At 63.0% G+C, this 19,702-nt stretch carries 23 protein-coding genes and 3 pseudogenes; 12 read left to right on the plus strand and 14 right to left on the minus strand.

Going from position 1 to position 19,702, the window contains the following annotated elements; genetic code table 11:
• Positions 1-3 precede the first annotated feature (3 nt).
• Together rnhA and ispH are read right to left on the minus strand one after the other, a co-directional pair.
• Positions 4-444: pseudogene (gene rnhA, locus G5575_RS07235) on the minus strand (ribonuclease HI); the annotation flags it as partial.
• Complete coding sequence (ispH, locus tag G5575_RS07240; protein ID WP_235935658.1) at positions 441-1,442, minus strand: 4-hydroxy-3-methylbut-2-enyl diphosphate reductase; 1,002 nt, start codon at positions 1,440-1,442, stop codon at positions 441-443. The gene ispH and the pseudogene rnhA, both read right to left, overlap by 4 nt.
• A gap of 69 nt (positions 1,443-1,511) precedes the next feature.
• Between ispH and G5575_RS07245 the strand changes: the two genes are divergently transcribed.
• The 4 genes and pseudogenes from G5575_RS07245 to G5575_RS20190 all read left to right on the plus strand — a co-directional run.
• Positions 1,512-2,843 (plus strand): PEP-utilizing enzyme, encoded by a 1,332-nt coding sequence (locus G5575_RS07245; RefSeq protein ID WP_164533658.1) that lies wholly within the window; start codon positions 1,512-1,514, stop codon positions 2,841-2,843.
• Positions 2,806-3,795, plus strand: a complete 990-nt coding sequence (locus tag G5575_RS07250) for a putative PEP-binding protein (protein ID WP_328765885.1) — start codon at positions 2,806-2,808, stop codon at positions 3,793-3,795. The genes G5575_RS07245 and G5575_RS07250 overlap by 38 nt, the downstream gene beginning before the upstream one ends.
• Positions 3,796-3,871: 76 nt before the next feature.
• Positions 3,872-4,429: a hypothetical protein gene (locus G5575_RS07255; RefSeq protein WP_164533660.1), complete on the plus strand. Its 558-nt coding sequence runs from the start codon at positions 3,872-3,874 to the stop codon at positions 4,427-4,429.
• An 806-nt stretch (positions 4,430-5,235) separates the two neighbouring features.
• Positions 5,236-5,664, plus strand: a pseudogene (locus tag G5575_RS20190) (cell wall hydrolase); the annotation flags it as partial.
• Here G5575_RS20190 and G5575_RS07265 read toward each other — a convergent pair.
• The 3 genes from G5575_RS07265 to ygfZ form a co-directional block, all read right to left on the minus strand.
• Positions 5,661-6,104, minus strand: a complete 444-nt coding sequence (locus tag G5575_RS07265) for a hypothetical protein (RefSeq protein WP_164533662.1) — start codon at positions 6,102-6,104, stop codon at positions 5,661-5,663. The pseudogene G5575_RS20190 and the gene G5575_RS07265 sit on opposite strands and share 4 nt — an antisense overlap.
• 109 nt (positions 6,105-6,213) lie before the next feature.
• Positions 6,214-6,831, minus strand: coding sequence for an HD domain-containing protein (locus G5575_RS07270; protein WP_164533663.1), 618 nt, complete (start codon positions 6,829-6,831; stop codon positions 6,214-6,216).
• 69 nt (positions 6,832-6,900) lie between these two features.
• The gene (ygfZ, locus tag G5575_RS07275; protein ID WP_164533664.1) at positions 6,901-7,461 is read right to left on the minus strand and encodes a CAF17-like 4Fe-4S cluster assembly/insertion protein YgfZ; all 561 of its coding nucleotides are present in this window, start codon (positions 7,459-7,461) and stop codon (positions 6,901-6,903) included.
• Positions 7,462-7,795: 334 nt separating this feature from the next.
• Here ygfZ and G5575_RS07280 point away from each other — a divergent pair.
• A pseudogene (locus tag G5575_RS07280) lies at positions 7,796-9,108 on the plus strand (dihydroorotase).
• Between the two features lie 135 nt (positions 9,109-9,243).
• Here the strand turns inward: G5575_RS07280 and G5575_RS07285 are convergent.
• From G5575_RS07285 to G5575_RS07295, 3 genes are all read right to left on the minus strand, one after another.
• Entirely contained in the window at positions 9,244-9,522 is a 279-nt protein-coding gene (locus G5575_RS07285; protein WP_164533665.1) for a hypothetical protein, read from the minus strand.
• Positions 9,523-9,600: 78 nt separating this feature from the next.
• Positions 9,601-9,984, minus strand: coding sequence for a TIGR02301 family protein (locus tag G5575_RS07290; protein WP_164533666.1), 384 nt, complete (start codon positions 9,982-9,984; stop codon positions 9,601-9,603).
• A 153-nt stretch (positions 9,985-10,137) separates the two neighbouring features.
• Positions 10,138-10,539: an NUDIX domain-containing protein gene (locus G5575_RS07295; protein ID WP_164533667.1), complete on the minus strand. Its 402-nt coding sequence runs from the start codon at positions 10,537-10,539 to the stop codon at positions 10,138-10,140.
• Positions 10,540-10,601: 62 nt separating this feature from the next.
• On the opposite strand from G5575_RS07295, the gene G5575_RS07300 reads away from it, so the two are divergent.
• Both G5575_RS07300 and G5575_RS20195 read left to right on the plus strand, forming a co-directional pair.
• On the plus strand, positions 10,602-11,225 hold the full coding sequence (locus G5575_RS07300) for an SOS response-associated peptidase (RefSeq protein WP_207633013.1): 624 nt from the start codon (positions 10,602-10,604) through the stop codon (positions 11,223-11,225).
• Entirely contained in the window at positions 11,192-11,341 is a 150-nt protein-coding gene (locus G5575_RS20195) for a hypothetical protein (RefSeq protein ID WP_207633014.1), read from the plus strand. Before G5575_RS07300 ends, G5575_RS20195 begins: the two co-directional genes overlap by 34 nt.
• 38 nt (positions 11,342-11,379) lie before the next feature.
• Here G5575_RS20195 and G5575_RS07305 read toward each other — a convergent pair whose 3' ends face one another.
• Both G5575_RS07305 and G5575_RS07310 read right to left on the minus strand, forming a co-directional pair.
• Positions 11,380-11,994 carry a hypothetical protein gene (locus G5575_RS07305; RefSeq protein WP_164533668.1) on the minus strand — a complete coding sequence of 205 codons (615 nt, stop codon included), beginning with the start codon at positions 11,992-11,994 and terminating at the stop codon, positions 11,380-11,382.
• Positions 11,995-12,084: 90 nt separating this feature from the next.
• Positions 12,085-12,648 carry a hemerythrin domain-containing protein gene (locus G5575_RS07310; RefSeq protein ID WP_164533669.1) on the minus strand — a complete coding sequence of 188 codons (564 nt, stop codon included), beginning with the start codon at positions 12,646-12,648 and terminating at the stop codon, positions 12,085-12,087.
• A 113-nt stretch (positions 12,649-12,761) separates the two neighbouring features.
• Between G5575_RS07310 and G5575_RS07315 the strand changes: the two genes are divergently transcribed.
• Together G5575_RS07315 and G5575_RS07320 are read left to right on the plus strand one after the other, a co-directional pair.
• Positions 12,762-13,082: a type II toxin-antitoxin system Phd/YefM family antitoxin gene (locus G5575_RS07315; protein ID WP_164533670.1), complete on the plus strand. Its 321-nt coding sequence runs from the start codon at positions 12,762-12,764 to the stop codon at positions 13,080-13,082.
• A complete protein-coding gene (locus G5575_RS07320; protein ID WP_164533671.1) occupies positions 13,066-13,455 on the plus strand; it encodes a type II toxin-antitoxin system VapC family toxin in 390 nt (129 codons plus the stop codon). Before G5575_RS07315 ends, G5575_RS07320 begins: the two co-directional genes overlap by 17 nt.
• On the opposite strand, the gene G5575_RS21610 is transcribed toward G5575_RS07320, so the two are convergent.
• Together G5575_RS21610 and G5575_RS07325 are read right to left on the minus strand one after the other, a co-directional pair.
• Complete coding sequence (locus G5575_RS21610; RefSeq protein WP_328765886.1) at positions 13,456-14,016, minus strand: FAD-binding oxidoreductase; 561 nt, start codon at positions 14,014-14,016, stop codon at positions 13,456-13,458.
• On the minus strand, positions 13,938-14,870 hold the full coding sequence (locus tag G5575_RS07325) for an FAD-binding oxidoreductase (protein ID WP_328765887.1): 933 nt from the start codon (positions 14,868-14,870) through the stop codon (positions 13,938-13,940). Before G5575_RS07325 ends, G5575_RS21610 begins: the two co-directional genes overlap by 79 nt.
• Before the next feature lie 103 nt (positions 14,871-14,973).
• Here G5575_RS07325 and G5575_RS07330 point away from each other — a divergent pair, with 103 nt between their 5' ends.
• Both G5575_RS07330 and G5575_RS07335 read left to right on the plus strand, forming a co-directional pair.
• Positions 14,974-15,780, plus strand: a complete 807-nt coding sequence (locus G5575_RS07330; RefSeq protein WP_164533672.1) for an enoyl-ACP reductase FabI — start codon at positions 14,974-14,976, stop codon at positions 15,778-15,780.
• A gap of 12 nt (positions 15,781-15,792) precedes the next feature.
• Positions 15,793-16,425, plus strand: a complete 633-nt coding sequence (locus tag G5575_RS07335) for a histidine phosphatase family protein (protein ID WP_164533673.1) — start codon at positions 15,793-15,795, stop codon at positions 16,423-16,425.
• Between the two features lie 25 nt (positions 16,426-16,450).
• On the opposite strand, the gene G5575_RS07340 is transcribed toward G5575_RS07335, so the two are convergent.
• Positions 16,451-17,296 (minus strand): MBL fold metallo-hydrolase, encoded by an 846-nt coding sequence (locus G5575_RS07340; RefSeq protein WP_164533674.1) that lies wholly within the window; start codon positions 17,294-17,296, stop codon positions 16,451-16,453.
• 128 nt (positions 17,297-17,424) lie between these two features.
• Between G5575_RS07340 and aroC the strand changes: the two genes are divergently transcribed.
• Complete coding sequence (aroC, locus tag G5575_RS07345) at positions 17,425-18,540, plus strand: chorismate synthase (RefSeq protein ID WP_164533675.1); 1,116 nt, start codon at positions 17,425-17,427, stop codon at positions 18,538-18,540.
• Between the two features lie 82 nt (positions 18,541-18,622).
• Here aroC and G5575_RS07350 read toward each other — a convergent pair whose 3' ends face one another.
• Positions 18,623-19,627 carry an MBL fold metallo-hydrolase gene (locus tag G5575_RS07350; protein ID WP_164533676.1) on the minus strand — a complete coding sequence of 335 codons (1,005 nt, stop codon included), beginning with the start codon at positions 19,625-19,627 and terminating at the stop codon, positions 18,623-18,625.
• Positions 19,628-19,702 lie beyond the last annotated feature (75 nt).

Here is a 19,702-nt window from a genome sequence, read left to right on the forward strand (position 1 = left end):
CTTTTTCTGCTTGAATGGGGCCATGCCTTCGCGAGCGAGCTCGTCGGCACGTTCGTTGAGTTCGTCGCCGGCGTGACCCTTGACCCAGTGCCACTCGATCTCGTGGCGCTGCGTCGCTTCGTCGAGCGCTTGCCAGAGCTCGACATTCTTGACCGGCTTCTTGTCGGCGGTGCGCCAGCCATTGCGCTTCCAGCCATGCACCCAGCTCTGGACGCCATTCTTGACGTATTGGCTATCGGTATGAAGATCGATGTTGCAGGGCCTTGTGAGGGCGGTCAGCGCCTCGATGGCGGCCTTGAGCTCCATACGGTTGTTGGTGGTCAAAGCTTCGCCGCCCTTGAGCTCTTTGCGGTGGGCGCCAAACTGCAGGATCGCACCCCAGCCGCCAGGTCCGGGATTGCCTGAACAGGCCCCGTCCGTGTGGATCACCACGCGGTCGCTCATCGGCCGACGGCCACTTCCATCGTGCGCAGCACGCGGGGAATGTTGAAGGCGATGTTTTCTTCGGCTGTGACCTTGGTCTCGACCCGAACGTCATAGCGCAGGGCGAAGGCGTCGATGACCTCCTCGACCAGCTTTTCGGGCGCCGAGGCGCCGGCGCTGACGCCGAGGGAGGAGAGGCCAGAATAAAGCGACCAGTCGATGTCTTCGGCGCGGTCGACAAGCGTTGCGACCTTGCAGCCGGAGCGCAGCGCCACTTCGACGAGGCGCAGCGAGTTGGACGAGTTCTTGGACCCCACGACAATCATGGCATCGACCAGCGGCGCCACGGCCTTGATGGCCTCCTGGCGATTGGTGGTCGCGTAGCAGATGTCTTCCTTGTGCGGTCCGTTGATCGCCGGAAAGCGTGCCTTGAGTGCTTCAACGATTTCGCGGGTGTCGTCGACCGAGAGCGTCGTCTGCGTGACGAAGGCAAGGGTGTTCGGATCGCGCGGGATGAAGGCATTGGCATCCGCGACGGTCTCGATCAGCGTCACGGCGCCTTCCGGCAACTGGCCCATCGTGCCGATCACTTCAGGGTGACCCGCGTGGCCGATGAGGACGATCTCATGACCTTCCTCGAAATGGCGCGACGCCTCCACATGCACCTTGCTGACCAGCGGGCAAGTGGCATCGAGAAAGAACATGTTGCGCGTCTTGGCGTCGGCCGGGACGCTTTTAGGCACACCATGGGCGGAAAAAACGACGGGTGCGGCGCTATCGGGGATCTCGGAGAGTTCCTCGACAAACACGGCGCCCTTGGCTTTGAGGCCGTCGACGACATACTTGTTGTGAACGATGGCGTGCCGCACATAGACCGGGGCGCCATATTTTTCGAGCGCCAGTTCCACGATCTGGATGGCGCGGTCGACGCCGGCGCAAAATCCGCGCGGCGCACAGAGCAGAATGTCGAGGTGCGGCCTTTTTCCATGCCAGATCAGATGCTTTCGCGCTGCCTGCAAGTCAAGTGCTGTTGCGGTCGCTGAGGGCATGGGCAATATGAGCAGGTCGATGGACAGGGAAGCCGCACAGTGAGTTTGGCGCAGGAAATGTTTGCGATTGCCCCGGCAATGGCGAAAGCGAACCTCAGCGCCAGTCAGCTCAAGCTTCTGACGGGCAAGGCGCGCTGGATTTTCCGTGTCGCCGATGCAGGTTTCCCCACGGTCCCGACCATCGCCATTACTCGTGCTGCCTGGGACGAGCTGCAGGCTGAGCGCGGCCGCAAGGACAAGAGGCTGCGGACCCATTGGGTCGCCTGCCTGTTCAAGCTGGTCGACAAGGATGGCGTGCCGCCAAAGCTCGTTGTGCGCACCTCGGCCTCTGCCCACAATGGTGGGTTGATGCCGGCGCGTATCGGCATTCCCGCACCCGATCTGCCGGAAGACGCGGTGGACCCGAGCCGGCCTCTTGCGCGCGCGATCAAGCAGGCATTCGAAAGCTATGGCTTTTCGGACCGAACCTGGACCGGGCGCGAAGAAGATCGCAGCCGCCAGATCGTCCTGGTCCAGGTCATGGCAGGCGGTGACGATGAGCAGTTTCTGACGCGCAATGCGACAACGGGCGCGCTGGGACCCGCGCCACTCGATGGCAGCCCGCTGCCGCGCATGCCCGAAAGCGTCAATGCGCTGATCGCCCTCCTCGACGCCAAGGCGGGGCGGCACATGGCCTGCCTGGTTTCGGTAGAGAAAGGCACGTTGCGCTTTATCTCGGCGCGTCCCGTGCAGGCGACCCCGGGCGCAGAGCTCAATGCTGCGGTGGACCGGGTCGATCGCAAGGTGTGGACGCCGCAAAGCGCCGTCAGCCGCGTCGACGCCAATCGCCTGGCCCTGATGCTCCATCCGCGGTTGAAGTCGCCGGAGGGCGTGGCGCCGATCGCGGTGGGGCTCGGCGTGTCGCCGGGTGCCGCGACGGGCATCATCGTTTTCAACCCCGAAGATGCGGCGCGGCTGCGTGCGCGGGGGCAGCATTGCATTCTGGTGGTCAATGAGACCGGCCCGGCCGATATCGAGGGCATGCGTGCCGCAACCGGCATCCTGACCGCCCGCGGCGGCATGTCGAGCCATGCCGGCGTCATCGCCCGCATTACCGGTAAGCCCTGCGTCGCCGGTGTGCGCACCTTGTCGGTCGATGCCGTCGAAATGGTGTGCCGCATCGGCGATCGTGAGTTCCGCGCCGGCGAAAGGGCTGACTATCGATGGCACCGATGGTTCCGTCTATCTCGGTTCGCTGCCGCTGACCCAGCCGCAGATCGGCGGCTCGATCGGCAAGCTTCTGGGTTGGTCCGATGCCAGCCGCTCCATTTCGGTGCGGACCAATGTGGAGACGGTGGAATCGGCCAGGACGGCGCTGAGCTTTGGCGCTGAGGGCATTGGTCTCGCGCGATCCGAGCACATGTTCTTTTCTACCGAACGAATGGTGGCGCTGCGCCGCATGATCCTCTCGGAAGACGAGGATGCGCGCTCCCGCGCTTTGGCTGGGCTCGTCGACTACCAGACCGGCGACTATTCGGCGCTGTTTTCGGCGATGAAGGGTCTGCCGGTGACGGTGCGCCTCTTCGATCCGCCGCTGCATGAATTTTTGCCGCGCACCGACGAAGAAATCGAGGAAACCGCCGCGTCTCTGGGCGTCGCGGTGCGCGCGCTGCGGTTGCGGCTGGAGCGCATTGCCGAGATCAACCCGATGCTCGGGCATCGCGGTGTTCGCCTCGCCATCACCTATCCCGAAATCCTGCAAATGCAGATGCAGGCCATGCTGGCGGGCGCGCGGGCGGCGAGCGAAACGCAGAACGAGCCCGTCATCGTCGAAATGATGGTGCCGTTCGTTTCGACCGCGACCGAAGTCTCCTGGGTGCGGGAACGCGCCATGGCCATCGTGGAAAATGCCGGGCTCAGCCGATCGGAGCGGGTGCGTTTTTCCTTTGGCACCATGATCGAGCTGCCGCGGGCGTGCCTCCGCACCGGCGACATCGCCCACATGGTCGATTTCATTTCCTTTGGCACCAACGATCTCACGCAAACGACCTTCGGGATTTCGCGCGACGATGCGCCAGCCTTCCTGGCCGCCTACCAGCGCAAGGGCGTTTACGAGCGTGATCCGTTCGTTTCGCTGGACGTAAAAGGGGTCGGCGAGTTGATCCAGATCGCCATCCAGCGGGGCAGGGCCGCCAACCCGAAGCTAAAAATCGGTATCTGCGGCGAACACGCCGGCGATCCGGCTTCGCTGCAGTACTTTTCGGGATTGGGCGTCGATTATGTCAGCTGTTCACCCTATCGTGTTCCAGTGGCGCGGCTGACACTGGCTCAGTCGTCGGGCTAAAATTTTCGATCGACTGCACCTATATAGAAAACACGGCCGGGAAACGGCTGGCATGGAGGAAAGGGGCAAGTCGCCTGTGAAGAGAGTTCTGACCGTTCTGGCATTGCCGCTGCTGATGTCGTTTCCCATGCCCGTCTTTGCACAGACGGGTGGCGCGCAATGCGCCGTTCTCGAAGAGGATACGGAGCGCCTGGCCTGCTACGACGGTCTCTTTCGCAACACCGAGGCTGCTGCGACGGGCGCCGCTGTGACGCTTGAATCCGAGCAGTTGATCCCGGCCCGGCCGAGTGGGCGGGCACCCGCGACGATTACCGTTTCCTGTGAAGCCAGTGGTTTACAGGTGGCCTTCGGCTTTGCCGGCAACACGATGTCGATCCAGGGCAACGATACCGGTCTTACCTTGCAGTATGACCTGCAGCGCGCCCGCTCGAGCACGCTTCCGGTCAATGCCGCCAATACGGCGATCCTTCTCAACAACAACAACGATGCCGTGGCCTTCCTCAATGCCCTGGAAGGCGCGACCAATCTGACGGTTCGGGTGACGCCAGCGTCTACACGCTCGCTCAATGTCCGGTTCAACGTAGCCGACTTCGACCAGGTCGTGGCGCCGGTGGTTGAGGCTTGTGCCCAATAGTTCCATGTGCGGGCTGCGACAATTTCGTTTGCCGCATCGCTGCCACATCAGCGCCCTTTCGCCGCCTGCAAAGACATTTACCTCGCGCTAACCCTAATCGCAGATGATCAACCTCGTCGGCAATTGTGACACTTTTGCCAGGCTTGTGTTGTGTAGCGTAGCGTTGAGTAGAACTTATGGCCCTTTCCCACCGGCCGGTGCCGTCGCGCCCGGTCAGAGCGGTTAGCTGGAGACTTCTGGCCGTCAGAACCCTGACGGCGAGTGTTGCAGTCTCCCTCGCCTATCTCGGCCTCGCTAGCGGCGCCTTCGGTCCCGGCTCGGACAATGCCGCCGTTGCCATGCTGACCGACAAGCCGGTTGTTGCTAAAGCCAGCATCAATTTTTCTGCCGGCGCCGATCCCGTCATCACCGGCTCCGTCGACCACCTCTTCGCCAGCGCCAGCTTTACCGGTCCCAACCGGGCCGAAAAAACCGATCGCGTTCGGCCCGAGGCCGATCCGCTCGCGATCTCGCGCAGCTTCTCCGAAATCCGCACCAAGCTTGCCGCCCTTCGCGGCCCTGCCGACCCGGCAGCCTTCGGCCAGTCGGGCTTTGCCGCCGCCGATGGCAAGATCGAGGAAGACGGCCCCCGCATGTCGGTGGCATCGCTTCATCCCGGTGCTGCCGCGGCGCTCGACGCAATCGCCGGCATCGCCCCCACGACCGGTAGCATTACCTCAGACGTGACCATGCCACAGTCGATGCCCGAACAGCTGGCCTATGCCCGCGCCTCGGCTCCGGCGACCGTGTTCGAACTGCAGGGCGAGCCGATGGCGAACCTGTCGGACAAGGAAATGTGGTGCCTGGCGACGGCGATTTACTTCGAAGCCCGCGGCGAAAGCTATCGCGGTCAGGTCGCTGTGGCGCAGGTCGTGCTCAACCGCGTCAAGGATCACCGCTATCCCAACACCATCTGCGGCGTGGTCTTCCAGAACCAGCACAAGCGCAATGCCTGCCAGTTCTCCTTCGCCTGTGACGGCATTTCCGACGCCGTGACCGAAAAGCAGCCTTGGGCGCAGGCCGAGGAAATTGCCCAGAAGGTGACGAGCGGCGAGCTTTATCTCACCGAAGTGGGTGAAGCGACGCATTACCACGCCACCTATGTTCGCCCCGCCTGGGCGCCGCGCATGACCAAGCTTACCCAGATTGGCCTGCACGTCTTCTATAAGTTCAAGACCGGCTGGCTCTTCGGTTAGCGCCAGCGGCTGATCCGGATAAAGGAATGGCCGTTATAGGATCCGAACGACGTCCACTTGCCGCGCGACCAGGACGAGAAGAAGAAGTTCTTCTTGGTCACCGGCTCTACGGAAATGCCAGGATACTGCACATGCGGCGAGGTCATTGCGTCGGTCGAGTACGTACCCGTCGCAGTTGACGCGATCTGGACGTAGGAAACCCGGCCCGCCTCGATCTTCTTGACCGTGGCGGTGGAGATCGGGTCGGTCGACACCGAGGCGTCGTAATTGACCTCGTAGTAGCGATCATCGAACTTGACCAGTTTGCTGGTGTCAAATCCGGCCGGCATTTCGTCGGCGACAGCCTCCAGCACGTAGCCGGGTCCGATCGCATTGATTGCGGTGGCGCAGACGGCACCCAAGGCAATTCCCAACAAAACTTGGCGGGTCGGCAGGCTCATCGCTTAGTCCCCAAACTGTTCCACATCGGCACGCGGCCTTAACGGATCAGTAACCATCAAGTTTGGGAGCGGCGACGCCTAAGTGAACAAAAGGTTAATTTGCACGGGGTCAGCGAGCGGGGATGAGGGCGCTAATGGCTTCGAAAGCCGCAATAAATTGGTCATGCGCCTGATGCGTCGGCCAGGGGCGGATCAGCCGCTCGAAATTGTCGACTTCGAAGGCTTCCTGGGCCGGCGTGCCGAAGAGCCGGCGCGCTTCGGGCGGTTCGAAACCGGCAAGATTGGTGGCCTCGAAGAACGCGGCTTCCTGATCGGCTTTCTTGACCAGCTTGCCGATGGCGCCGGGCATGGTGGCGGGCAGCGAGAAGCGGAGGTAAATGGCCGCCAGCAAACCTTTTTCGACCTCCTTGTAGCTGCCGCCGATCACTGCCTTGAAGGGCGAGATCATGTCGCCGACGACATATTCGGGGGCGTCGTGGAGGAGACACTGAAGCTGCGCCGCAGGGCCGGCTTCGGGATTGGCGGCGCGGAAAAGTTCGAGCACGAGGACGGAGTGCTGCGCGACGGAAAAGGGATAGTCGCCGGAGGTCTGGCCATTCCAGCGGGCGACGCGGGCAAGGCCGTGGGCGATGTCGGAAAGCTCCACATCGACCGGCGAGGGGTTCAGAATATCGAGGCGGCGGCCCGACAGCATGCGCTGCCAGGCACGGGAGCTTTGACGTGTCATGTGAGCCAGAAGTGCCAGATCGCTGTGAGCGCCGACATTAGCAAATGACGTCGATTCTGGAACGAGGAGCTACTCTTCTGCGGCAGTATCGCCGAATTGGTAGGTGGCCCAGGCAGGGAGGGCGATTTCGACGGGTTTGCCGTCCACTGTGACGGCCTTTGGATCGCTGATGCGGTCGAGGCGGATGATCGCGACGGCGCCACCATCGACGACCTGGCCCACCGTGCCGGCCTCTCGCCCGTTCGCCGCAATAGCAGAGCCGGTTGGAGCGTCGATGTCGTAAACGATCACCGGGCGGCGCCGAGCGGTGCCGCGATGCTTCATGCGGGAGACGACTTCCTGGCCGACATAGCAGCCCTTGGCGAAGTCGATGCCGCCCAGGATGTCCATGCCGATATCGTGGGCGAAAGTGTCGTTGGCAGGGAAGTCATTGCCCTGGTGCAGGATGCCGGAGGCGATGCGGGCCCGGTGATATTGGGTGTCGTCGGCGACCCAATCGGCTGTTTGCTCGACCGGGGCGATGACGCGGAAGCCAAGATCCCGGTCGCGGTCGCCGGCATCAGTGGAGAAGCCGACGCGATGTGTGGCGCGGAGGTCTTCGATCTCGACTTTGGCGCGTAGCTTGTACATGCGCATGCGCTTAAAGAAGTCGTCGGCAACGGATTGGTGGACGTCGAGCCAAAGCCCGCCGTCGGCAAAACTCGCGAGGCCTTCGGCAAGAATCTTGCCCTGAGGTGACAGCAGCGCCCACCAGGCGGCGGTGCCGGCTTCGGTCGGGATCTGGCCGGTGACGACATCGTTGATGAGGCGGTGCGCGTCCTCGCCCGAGAAGCGGAAACACGGCGCGGTCGGCGCGAAGGTAGGTGGTCATGGCTTGCCTCGTTGCCTTGTTGCTTTTGTCGTGTAGGGCGCTCTACAAACCCGACACATCACGCAACAGGATCACGAGACATGGCGCAGTACGATACCATTTTTCAAGAACGCCACCGTGGTCAACCAGGACGGCGAGGGGCTGGCGGACATCGCTGTGCGTGACGGCAAGATCGCGGCGTTGGGCACGATCGAGGGCTCGGCCGCCGAGGTGGTGGACTGCAAGGGGCTGCATATCCTGCCCGGCGTCATCGACACTCAGGTGCATTTTCGAGAGCCAGGCCTGACGCACAAGGAAGACCTCGAGTCGGGGTCGCTCGGCGCGGTGATGGGCGGGGTGACGGGCGTCTTCGAAATGCCCAACACCAATCCGCTGACCACGACGCGCGAGACCTTCGAGGCCAAGATCGCGGCAGGCACCAACCGCATGCATTGCGACTTCGCCTTCTACATCGGCGGCACTCATGAAAATGTCGGCGAACTGGCCACGCTCGAAAAACTGCCCGGCTGTGCCGGCGTGAAGGTCTTCATGGGCTCGTCCACGGGCTCGCTCCTGGTGCAGGACGATGCCGGGGTGGAAGCGATCCTGCGCGCGATCTCCCGCCGCGCCGCCTTCCACTCCGAAGACGAGTATATGCTCGAAGAGCTCAAGCATCTGCGTGTGCCGGGCGACCCGTCCAGCCACCCGGTCTGGCGCTCGCCGGAAGTGGCGATGAGCTGCACGACGCGGCTGGTCAACCTGGCGCGCAAGACCGGCAAGCGCATCCACGTGCTCCATATCTCGACCAAGGAAGAGATGGTCTACCTCGCCGACCACAAGGACGTGGCGAGCGTCGAGGTGACGCCGCACCATCTGACGCTGGACGAGACGGCTTATACGCGGCTCGGCACTTATGCCCAGATGAACCCGCCTGTGCGCGATAAGGCGCATCGCGAAGGCATCTGGAGGGGCGTCGCCAATGGCGTTGCCGACATTTTGGGCTCCGACCACGCCCCGCACACGCGCGAGGAAAAAGACCATCCCTATCCGCAAAGCCATTCGGGCATGACGGGCGTGCAGACGCTGGTGCCGACCATGCTGGATCACGTCAATGCCGGGCGGCTGTCGCTGCAGCGGTTCGTGGATATGACCAGTGCGGGTCCGAACCGGCTGTTCGGCATTGCCGGCAAGGGGCGGATTGCGGTGGGGTATGATGCCGATTTGACGGTAGTGGATCTAAAACGCCGCGAGACCATCACCAATGACTGGATCCGCAGCCGCGCCGGCTGGACGCCCTATGATGGGGTGACGGTTACCGGCTGGCCAGTTGGCACGGTGGTGCGTGGCAAGACGGTGATGTGGCAGGGGAGTTGGTGACCCCCAGCCAGGGGCAGCCGATGCGGTTTTTGGAGGCGCTGGCGGGGTAAGGGAAGGCCCCCTCACCCGCCGCTACGCGGCGACCTCTCCCCTAAGGAGAGGTGAAGAGGGTTCAGAGTCGCAAAGCGACACCTCTCCCTCTGGGGGAGAGGTCGGCCGAAGGCCGGGTGAGGGGCCTGCTCGATCTACTGCAGAATCCGGTCGAGATTGTATTCCCCGCTGCGGATGCGGTCGGGGAGTTGAGCGACGAGGTCGGCGGTGGCTTCGTCGCCGTGCTGGCGCACGAAGGTGGCAAGGGCGGCAAAAAGCGAGGCGTGGGCGAGCGCTGCGGTTTCGACGCCGTCTTCTTCGGCTTCGTTCCAGGCTTCGGCCAGGTACTCGAGGGCCAGCTGGCGCTCGGCTTGGCCAAGATCAAACGGTCCTTGCCCGGAGGCTGGCGAGAAGAGGGATTTGGTCGTGCTCATGGGAAGGGCATATCATGGGATAACGGCCGCCGCGCGCGAGAAGTAACCCGAAGGTTAATGCCGCATCAGCAATTGCGGCTATTCTGCGAAGCGGGTGTGGATCTCGCGGGCGAGCTTTTGCGCTTCGGTGAGGAGGCGGGTCAGCGCCTCGCGCGAGGCGGGCGTGCACTGTTTGTGGAAACGGGAAAAGGCCGTATAGCCGCCGTTGAAGGCACCGGCGAGCCGCTGGCGGCGGTCGTCGTCGGGCTCGTCGAGGGCGATGAGTTCGCCCATTTGTTCGCGCCAGTCCTCGACGCCCGCTTCGCAGAGCGGCTGCAGGTAGTAAAGGCTGCCCATGATCTCGGCGAGCCGCTCCATCTGCCGCTGGTAGGGCGGGTCGATGGCGAGGGCGGGGGCCGTGAGGGAGATGGCTAAAACTAGAGCAGTGAGGAGGCGCTTGAAGGTTGACCGAAAAGCCCCCACCCGACCTCCCCGTAAGGCGAGGGAGGAGCCGCATCGAGTATGTTGCTAGATGTGTGGCGTGCTCGGGCCGAACTCCTCCCCCGCCTTACGGGCGAGGTGGGGTAGGGGCTGCGCAAGGCGGGAGGGTCGACGTTGGAACTCATGATCCGCTCTCTACCAGCTTTGGCCCAGAACCTTGAAGCATTCTCTGATCACGTCATCGAGGCGCGACGTGGTGCGCAGGGCATGAACCATGCTCGGATCGGCCCACATATGAGCCGAGATTTCATCGGACTGGCGCAGGACGCCCGAAAAGTCGCTGGTGACGAATATGGCGAGGCGATACTCGCCCTCGCGGCCTAGCGCCTGTTGCATGACCAGCTTTGGATTGCGAATGGCAATGGAGAGCTCTTCCTGCAATTCGCGGGCGGCGCATTGCTCGATGGTCTCGCCTGGCTCGAGCCGGCCGCCGGGAAAGGTCCAAAGGTTCTGGTAGGGCGCGTAGGCGCGCTTGATCAGGAGGATCTTGCCTTCGCGGACAAGACCGACGCTGGCAGCATTGGGGAGGTCGGTCATGGCAGCCGGTTTGCGATTCGTGTCCTAAGACATTACCTGTCCAAGGGTGAAGGAGACATGCCATGTGTGGCCGCTACGCCTCGACATTGCCGCCCGAAATGATGGTCGAGCTGTTCAAGCTCTTAAAGAGCATCGATGTCGTGCCGCGCTTCAACATCGCGCCGACGCAACCTGTGGTCGGCATTTGGGAGGCCGAGGGCCGGCGCGAGCCGCATTTTGCGCGCTGGGGCCTGGTGCCCGGCTGGGTCAAGGATCCGCGCGAGTTCCCGCTTCTGGTCAATGCGCGCGCCGAGGGCATGGAGAGCAAGCCCGCTTTTCGCGATGCTCTCAAGCACGGTCGCTGCATCGTTCCTGCCAGCGGCTATTACGAATGGCATACTGGGCCGGACAAGCGAAAGCAGCCCTATTACATTACGCGTGCCGACGGAAAGCCGATGGCGCTGGCCGGCCTTTATGCCACCTGGTCGGGACCGAACGGGGAAGAGGTGGATAGCCTTGCCACCATCACCGTCGCGGCCAATCCGCAGCTCTCGGTGATCCACGATCGCATGCCGGCAATCTTGCTGGACGAGGAAGCCCAGGATGCCTGGCTCAACGTACGGGATGTACGCGCCAGGAAGCCGCGCAGCTGGCATTGCCGCTCGAAGACGGCGTGCTGCAGTTTCATCCGGTCTCGATGCGGGTGAACTCGGCACGGGACGACGATCCTGATCTGCTCGCGCCCGTGATCCTGGAAGAGTTCGTGCCAGCGCCACCAAAAATGAAAAAAGCCGCAGGCGGCGGGCAGCTCGATCTCTTCTAGCGAAAGGGTGACCCCCGCCGAGGCGGGGGTCGACACCTTTAGTTCGACGTGGTCGTGGTCGTCGAGGTCGATGCGCCGGCATCGGTGCTCGTCGAGTCTGTGCTGGTCGAGCCGCCAGCGGCCGCCGCGCCATTGCCGGCAGCATCATCAGCACCGGCGGAGGTGAAACCGCCAAGGTTGCAGTCCTCAAGCGTGATGGTCGAGACGTTAAGCGTCGAGAAATCGATGTTGCCGACCGGGCTCGATCCCACGCCGCCGCCGGCATTGGCGCCGACATCGGTGCTGGTATCCGACCCAGCCGTGGCGCCAGCGGCGTCGGTGGCCGTGGTGGTGGCGGTCGATGTTGCAGCATTAGCGTCGCTGGCCATGCCGGTGGTGACCCCGGCAGCATCGGTGGAGGTGGACGTGGTCGCAGCCGCATCGCTGCCCGTCGAGCCACTCGTGCTGCTGTCGCTTGATGTCGTCGCGCCGGCATCGGTCGATGCACCGGCAGCGTTTTGCTCATTGTAGAGCACATCGCACTGGGCCTGGATCTTGGCGACCTGATCCTCCGGCACAGGCACTTCGCGGAAGGTGTAATCTTGCTGCGCAAAAGCCGGGCTGGCGAGCGCAAGGCCGAAAACGGCCACCGATTTAAGCAGGTTCTTGTTCATGTGAGACTCCTCTTCTCATGGGCTTCTGCCTGGGGGAGCCAACGAGCAAGTATTGCGCCGGTTGCCGAGGATAACCCATCAACTTTAGACCTAGACTCCGATGTCAAAGTATCCGAGCGCGTCGCCGATCGCTTCTTCTTCATAGCCGAGGTGACTGAGAAGGACGCGTTCGAGGGCGCGATAGACTTCCACCGCATCGTCGAATTTTTCGCGCGATGGCGCGTCGGCGAGCGCGATAAGAGCGTCGATCAGGCTTTCCAGCAGCTGGTGCACGACCACGTGCTCGGCTTCGAGACGGTCGGCAATGGCCTTGAAGGCCGGACTTTGCGCGCGGATGGAGGGGAACAGGGCCTGGTCTTCGATCGAGTGATGGCCGTGGACGAACTGGCAATATTGCCCGCAGAGCGTGCCAAAGCGGCGATAATTGGTGACCATGACGAGGTCGGCAGTCTCGGCCTTGACCTCTTCGGCGCTGGCCTTGCCCTCGGCGGCGCGTTCGATCAGGCGGCCAAGGGTCACCATGTTGTCGCGCAGATGATCGTGGATCATCTTGAGATGCTGGCCAGGCAGCTTTTGCCTTTCGGTAATACCGGGCAGGGCGGGGATCGGCGGACGGGTGGCGTCGTCGAAGAACTGAATATCTTTAAGCAACATGGGCGGTAGATGGGTCGCTCGGGCGGGACGATCAAGAAGGCACACGGGGGTGACCTTCTTGCCCTTGAACGGTTCAAGGCCTATGTTAGCCAAGCTTAGCTAAGGAGCCTTCGATGAGCACGGTCAACATGCTGCAGGCCAAGACGCAGCTTTCAAAGCTTGTGGAAGCGGTCGAAAGCGGCGCCGAGGAAGAGATCATCATCGCCCGCAACGGGAAGCCTGCGGCGCGTCTGGTGCCGATTGCGGCGAAAAAGAAGATCCGCCTAGGGCTGGCTGAGGGAAAGTACGACATCTCTATGTGGACCGATCCCGAGGTTCGGCATGCGGAAAATATCGCGATGTTGGAGGCAAGCATAGCACGGGATGAAGAGGTTCTTCGTGCGCTTGAAGAAAAGGATGCTGGCCAGCAGGGTGATGATGCGGCTTCTGCTTGATACTCATGTTGCAGTGTGGAGCGTTGCGTTACCCAGTCGGCTGCCGCAACAGATACGTAGAAAGATTGAACGTGCTCAGGGAAGTACGTTTGTTTCGGCAGTAAGTCTGTGGGAGATTTCCATCAAGGCAGGTCTGGGCCGCAACAATGCGTTCCCGTTCAATGCCGAGACGGCACTGATGCAGTTTCAGTTGGCGGGCTTTGCTATTTTGGATGTGACAGCCGCCCACGCAGTCTCAGTCGGCGCAGTGGCGATATATCACGGTGATCCGTTTGACCGCTTGATCCTGGCTCAGGCGCTGTCTGAACCGATGAGCCTTGTCACCCATGACGCAGCACTGTCGCGCTACAGCGACACCGTCATCACCTGGTGATCAGCCCAGCATCTTGCCTGGATTGAGGATGCCCTTGGGGTCGAGGGCGGTCTTGATGGCGCGCATCATTTCGAGTGCGATCGGGTCCTTGACCTGGCGCAGGAGGTCGACCTTGAGCTGGCCGATGCCGTGTTCGGCGGAGACGGAACCACCGAGGCGCAGGACGATCTCGTAGATGGCCTCGTGCACCTTCTCGTCGTACTCGGCCATGAAGGTTTTTGGATCAGGTCCGACCGGCTGGCTGAAGTTGAAGTGAATGTTGCCGTCGCCGAGATGCCCGAAGGGCACGGCGCGGATACCGGGGGCGACGCGTTCAGCCGCGGCAATGCCTTCGGTGATGAGCTGTGGCACGGCGTGGATCGGCACGGAAACGTCGTGCTTGATCGAGGCGCCTTCACGCGACTGCACTTCGCTCATCTGTTCGCGGAAGGCCCACATGCGGGTGCGATCGGCCAGCGACTCGGCGAATACGGCGTTGTCGATTAGGCCTTCGCCGAAGGCTGCTTCAACGGCGCGAATAAGGGTGTCGGAGGCGCCTTTGGAGAGGCGAGAGACTTCCACCAGCGCATACCAGGGGAGGGGCCGGGGGTGGGGTCGCGATCGAGCATGCCGTGCTTGAGCTGGAGGTCTAGGCCGAGCTGGGGCACGATTTCATAGGCGCTGAGGCGGCGACGGGCGCGGGAGCGCAGGAGGTCGAAGAAGCCGAGGGCGCAATCGAGATCGCGCAGGCTGACGATAGCGGTTTCGTAGTCCTCGGGCTTGGGGAAGACCTTGAGCGTCGCGGCGGTGATGATCCCGAGCGTGCCCTCGGCGCCGACCAGCAAGTTCTTGAGGTCGTAGCCGGTATTGTCTTTCTTGAGCGAGTTGAGACCCTGATAGAGCCGCCCGTCAGCAAGCACGGCCTCGATGCCCATGGTGAGGTCGCGGGCATTGCCATAGGCAAGGACGTTGACGCCGCCAGCATTGGTGGACAGGACGCCGCCGATGCGGGCCGAGCCCTGCGAGGCGAGCCAGAGCGGCAAAATCACGCCCTCGGCTTCGGCCGCGTCGTGGGCCTTGGAAAGGATGACGCCCGATTCGACGGTCATCGTTCCCGATGCGGTGTCGATGCCTCGGATCTTATCGAGGCGGGCGAGGCTGAGGATTACTTCGTCGCCGCGGCGGGGCACCTGGCCGCCGACGAGACCGGTATTGCCGCCCTGCGGGATGATGCCGACATCGTTGGCATTGGCCCAGCGCAGCACGGCCTGCACCTCGGCTACCGAGCCAGGGGTGACGATGGCGGCGGCGCCCGTGGTGAAGCGCTTGCGCGGTTCGCTGAGATAGGTGGTCATGCGGCCTGGCTCGCCGATGACGGCATTGGCGCCGACGAGGCTCGAAAGCTGGGTGACGATCTCGGCGGCGGAAAGGGTCATGGGAAAACCAGAGTTTGGCTGCCTCTTACGGGGCGGCGAACTTGCCCGACAGGCCCGCCATATGCCACAAGCGGCGCAACGACTCCAGCAACGGATAAGAAGAATGGCCACTGGATTGATGCAAGGCAAGCGCGGGCTGATCATGGGCCTCGCCAACAATCGTTCGATCGCCTGGGGCATTGCCAAGCAATTGCGCGAGCAGGGCGCCGAGCTGGCCTTCTCCTATCAGGGCGAAGCGCTGAAGCGCCGCGTCGAGCCGCTGGCGGCCGAAGTCGGCTCCGACTTCCTGGTCGAATGCGACGTATCCGACGAAGCGGCGATGGATGAAACCTTCCGCCAGATCAAGGACAAGTGGGGCTCGCTCGATTTCGTGGTCCACGCCATCGGCTTCTCCAACAAGGACGAGCTCGAAGGCCGCTACCTCGACACCAGCCGCGACAACTTCGCGCTGACCATGGATATCTCCGTTTATTCCTTCACCGCCGTCGCCAAGCGCGCCGAGCCGCTGATGAACGAAGGCGGGGCGCTCTTGACGCTGACCTATTATGGCGCCGTCAAATACGTGCCGAACTACAACGTCATGGGCGTTGCCAAGGCCGCGCTCGAAGCGTCGGTGCGCTATCTCGCCGTCGACCTCGGCAAGAAGGGCATCCGCGTCAACGCCATTTCCGCTGGCGCCATCAAGACGCTGGCCGCATCGGGCATTTCCGGCCTGCGCGACATGCTGCACTGGCAGGAAGCCAATTCGGCCATGCGCAAGAATGTCGATATCGACGATGTCGGCGGCGCCGCGACGTACCTGCTCTCGCCCCTGGCGGGCGGGGTGACCGGCGAAATCCACTATGTCGACGCCGGCTTCAACGTCGTGGGCATGAAGCTGCTCGACAATACCGGCGACGCGTCCGAATAAGGTTTAGAGCATATGACTGCCATCGAGTGGCCGGACTTTTATTTCGCCCGGCACGGCGAGACCGACTGGAACCGCGAACAGCGCTACCAGGGCAGCCGCGACATTCCGCTCAACCGCACCGGGCAGCTGCAGGCCGACGCCAATGGCGTGCTGCTGCGCGAACTGCTGGAGCGCGATGGCGTCGATCCGCGCTCGCTGAACTGGTTTGCGTCGCCGCTGAGCCGCGCCAGCGAAACCATGGATCGCATGCGGGCCGCCTTCGATGTGGAGCTGCCGCCGGTGATTCATGACAAGCGGCTGATCGAGATTTCGTTCGGCGCCCTCGAAGGCAAGCTTCATTCCGAAGTGCATGCGCAAGCTCTGGCACCGGGCCAGCGCGACGAAAGCTATTGGGGTTTTCGCCCGGATGGCGGCGAGAACTACGAGGATGTGTCGGAGCGCCTGATCGACTTTGCGCGCGTCCTCACCCTTCACTCCGTGGTGGTCGCGCATGGCGGCGTGTTGCGCGTCTTGCGGCACCTGGTGGAAGGCGCGCCGCGCGGTGACGTGCTCAACTGGCCGCCGCCGCAAGGCGTGATCGCGCATTTCACCCGCGGCCGCATGACGCTGCACTCGGCGACCAATACCTGGGACGAGCTACTCTAGGAACCTCATGGGCTCCGGATGAGGTCTACTCGGTAGCTTGCAGATGCTGCGGCGGAGCTATCGTCTCGAACTCGGTTGCCAACTGCTCGAGGGCGGTCCGCATCTGCGGCCCAGCCGCGGGGCGACCGTGGCCGGTGATCACGAGGTCCGGCTGCAGGGCGGCGAGCATGCGCACCGACAGGGCTGCAGCCTGCCAGTTCGGGGTGAAGTAGCGCGGGGGACCGTGCATTTCGAGCGTCTGCCGCGCCACCTCATAGGCCGATTCCTGGCCGGTGGTGATGAAGGCATCGCCCACGATCATGCAGAGCGTGCGCTCGTTCCAGAAGGACACATGGCCCGGCGTGTGCCCGGGCGTGTGCAGCCACTTCCAATCCGAGACGTAAGGCAGGCTGTGGTCCAGTGGCAATTCGCGAAGGCGGGCCGAAACGTCGATCGGCGTGCGCGGAAACAATGGCGCAAGTTTTGGCATGATGCCGCCATCGGCCTTGGTGTCCGGCGGCGGGTATGAGGCCTTGCCGGTAAGATACGGCGCTTCGAGGGGATGCGCGTAGATCGGCACGTCCCAATAATCGCTGAGTTCTTCCAAGGCACCGACGTGATCGAAGTGGCCATGCGTCATGAAGATGGCGGCGGGTGGTGCATGCTTGCCGAAGCGCGCTTCCGCAGCGCTGCGAATGGCGCCGGCTGAGCCGATGATGCCGGCATCGATCAGGATCCAGGCACCAGGGCCGGCATTGCGCACACCCAGAAAAACGACGTTGACGAGCATGGTGCGCAAGTAGGCAAGGTCAGGGGTGACTTCGTGCGCTGCTCCGCCACCTTCGTGGCTTGAAGCCAGAGCGCTGTCCGGCAGGGCGATTTGAACGGTCATGGCTGTCCTCCTGCTGCGGCTAATGACGTTTGCCTGCTCCGGTTGCGCTCAATGCCAAACATCAATGTGACGGAACATTGACCCCGATTGGCGCGCCCCTAAAACCGCCGCATAACCGGGGCCGCGCCATGTCTTTCAATACGTTCGGGCATCTTTTCCGCTTCACCACCTGGGGCGAAAGTCATGGGCCGGCGCTGGGTGTCGTCGTCGATGGCTGCCCGCCGGGACTGACGCTGACGCCTGAAATGATCCAGCGCGACCTCGATCGTCGCAAGCCGGGGCAGAGCAAGTATACGACGCAACGCCGCGAGGCCGACGAGGTCAAGATCCTCTCCGGCGTCTTTGAGGACGAGCGCACCGACGGGCCGCGCACGACGGGAACACCGATTTCGCTGATGATCGAGAACACCGATCAGCGCTCCAAGGATTATGGCGATATCCGAGACAAATATCGCCCCGGCCATGCCGACTACACCTATGACCAGAAATACGGCATTCGCGATTATCGCGGTGGTGGCCGCACCTCGGCACGCGAAACGGCGGCACGTGTGGCGGCGGGGGCTGTGGCGCGGCAGGTGCTGGCCGGCGTCACCATCCGAGCCAGCCTCGTGCAGATGGGGCCGCACAAGATCGACTACAACAATTTCGACTGGGACCAAGTCGACCAGAACCCAATGTTCTGCGCCGATCCCAAGGCGGCCGAGTTTTGGGCGGACTATCTCGATGGTCTGCGCAAGGACGGCAATTCGGTCGGCGCGGTGATCGAGGTGGCGGCGGAAGGCGTGCCCGCAGGCTGGGGCGCGCCGATCTATGGCAAGCTCAGCGCCGATTTGGCTTCGGCGATGATGAGCATCAATGCAGTCAAGGGCGTCGAGATCGGCACGGGTTTTGAAGCGGCGAGCCTCACCGGGGTCGAAAATGCCGACCAGATGCGTGCGGGAACGGAGCGGCCATATTTCCTCTCCAACCATGCCGGTGGCATTCTGGGCGGGGTGTCCAATGGCGACCCGATCGTTTGCCGCTTTGCGGTGAAGCCCACGAGCTCGATCCTGACGCCGCGGCAGACTGTCACCAGCGCCAACATGGATACCGACATCATCACCAAGGGACGGCATGACCCCTGCGTGGGCATAAGGGCAGTCCCGGTCGGTGAGGCAATGATGGCGCTGGTTCTGGCGGATCACATGCTGCGCCACCGCGGGCAGACGGGACGCGAGGGCGGCGTGGGGTTTCAGCGGAATTGAGCCTTTCAACCAAGTAAGGCTGATGTTTATCGCCTCCCTCCCCTTGAGGGGGAGGGAATGAGGGTGGGGTGGGGTTACGCGCTCAAGACTGTGTTCTTGGCTCCACCCCACCCAGCTTTGCTACGGCCTGACGGCCTAGCGGCGCTACCCTCCCCCTCAAGGGGAGGGAAAGTCGGTGGTCAAACTGCATATAGATGCGTGCCCAACAGTCCGCGGCGAACCTTAATCTCCCCCGCTCCTCCAGATATTCCACGTGCGCCGCGATGGTCATCCGGGCCGCAATCCGCACCTTTGGTGGTTGCGTCGGGTAGATCGCCATTACAACGGCGCCAATGGTTCGGGCGCCGCCGCTGACGGCTTCCAACACTTGCCGGTTGCGCATCTCCCGGTGCGCCTTGAGCGCGGTTGCAAACTCGACCCCGTCTTCGATCTCGCCGCCATGGGCGGGCACGTAGCGGCGGTAGGGGAGGGCGATGACCTTGTCCAGGGAGGCAAGGTAATCGGCCATCGAGCCGTCCGGCACCGAAACCAGCGTCGAGTTCCAGCCCATTATATGATCACCGGTCAGGAGCAGGTCGCTCCCGATGAGGCCGAAGGCGAGGTGGTTGGCGCAGTGGCCTGGCGTCGCGTAGGCGGTTAGGTTCAGGTCTCCGGCCTCAAAAGTTTCACCGTCGTGCAGCACGCGATCGGGGGCCAGATCCCAGTCGCAGGACTTGCGGATCGGGTTGATCTCGAATCGGCGCAATGGCCGCGAGAGGCGGTGCTGCCCTCCAAACCAGAGCGGGGCCTTGAGTGCCTTGCTCCACGCCGCGGCGGATGCCGAGTGGTCGCGATGGGTGTGGGTGAGGATTACGGCGGCGACGTCACGTCCGCCGATTGCGGCAAGAATGGCCGACATGTGGGCAGGGTCCGAGGTCCCCGGATCGAGCAGAGCCAGGCGCTCGTGGCCGAGGAGGAAACTGTTGGTACCAGTGAAGGTATAGGGTGACGCATTAGGGGCGGTGATGCGGACGAGGCCGGGCGCGACGGGGACCGGGGTTCCGGTTTGCGGATCAAAGCTCGTGTTGAACTGGAGAGTGCTTGCCATTGCGCCGACGATAACGAGAAAGTATGAACGTGATGAACCGAACCGGCGCCGATGGGAGCCGGAGCATCTTTCGCA

The sequence above is a fragment of the Devosia aurantiaca genome, from assembly GCF_011058215.1.
Taxonomy (GTDB): Bacteria; Pseudomonadota; Alphaproteobacteria; order Rhizobiales; family Devosiaceae; genus Devosia; species Devosia aurantiaca.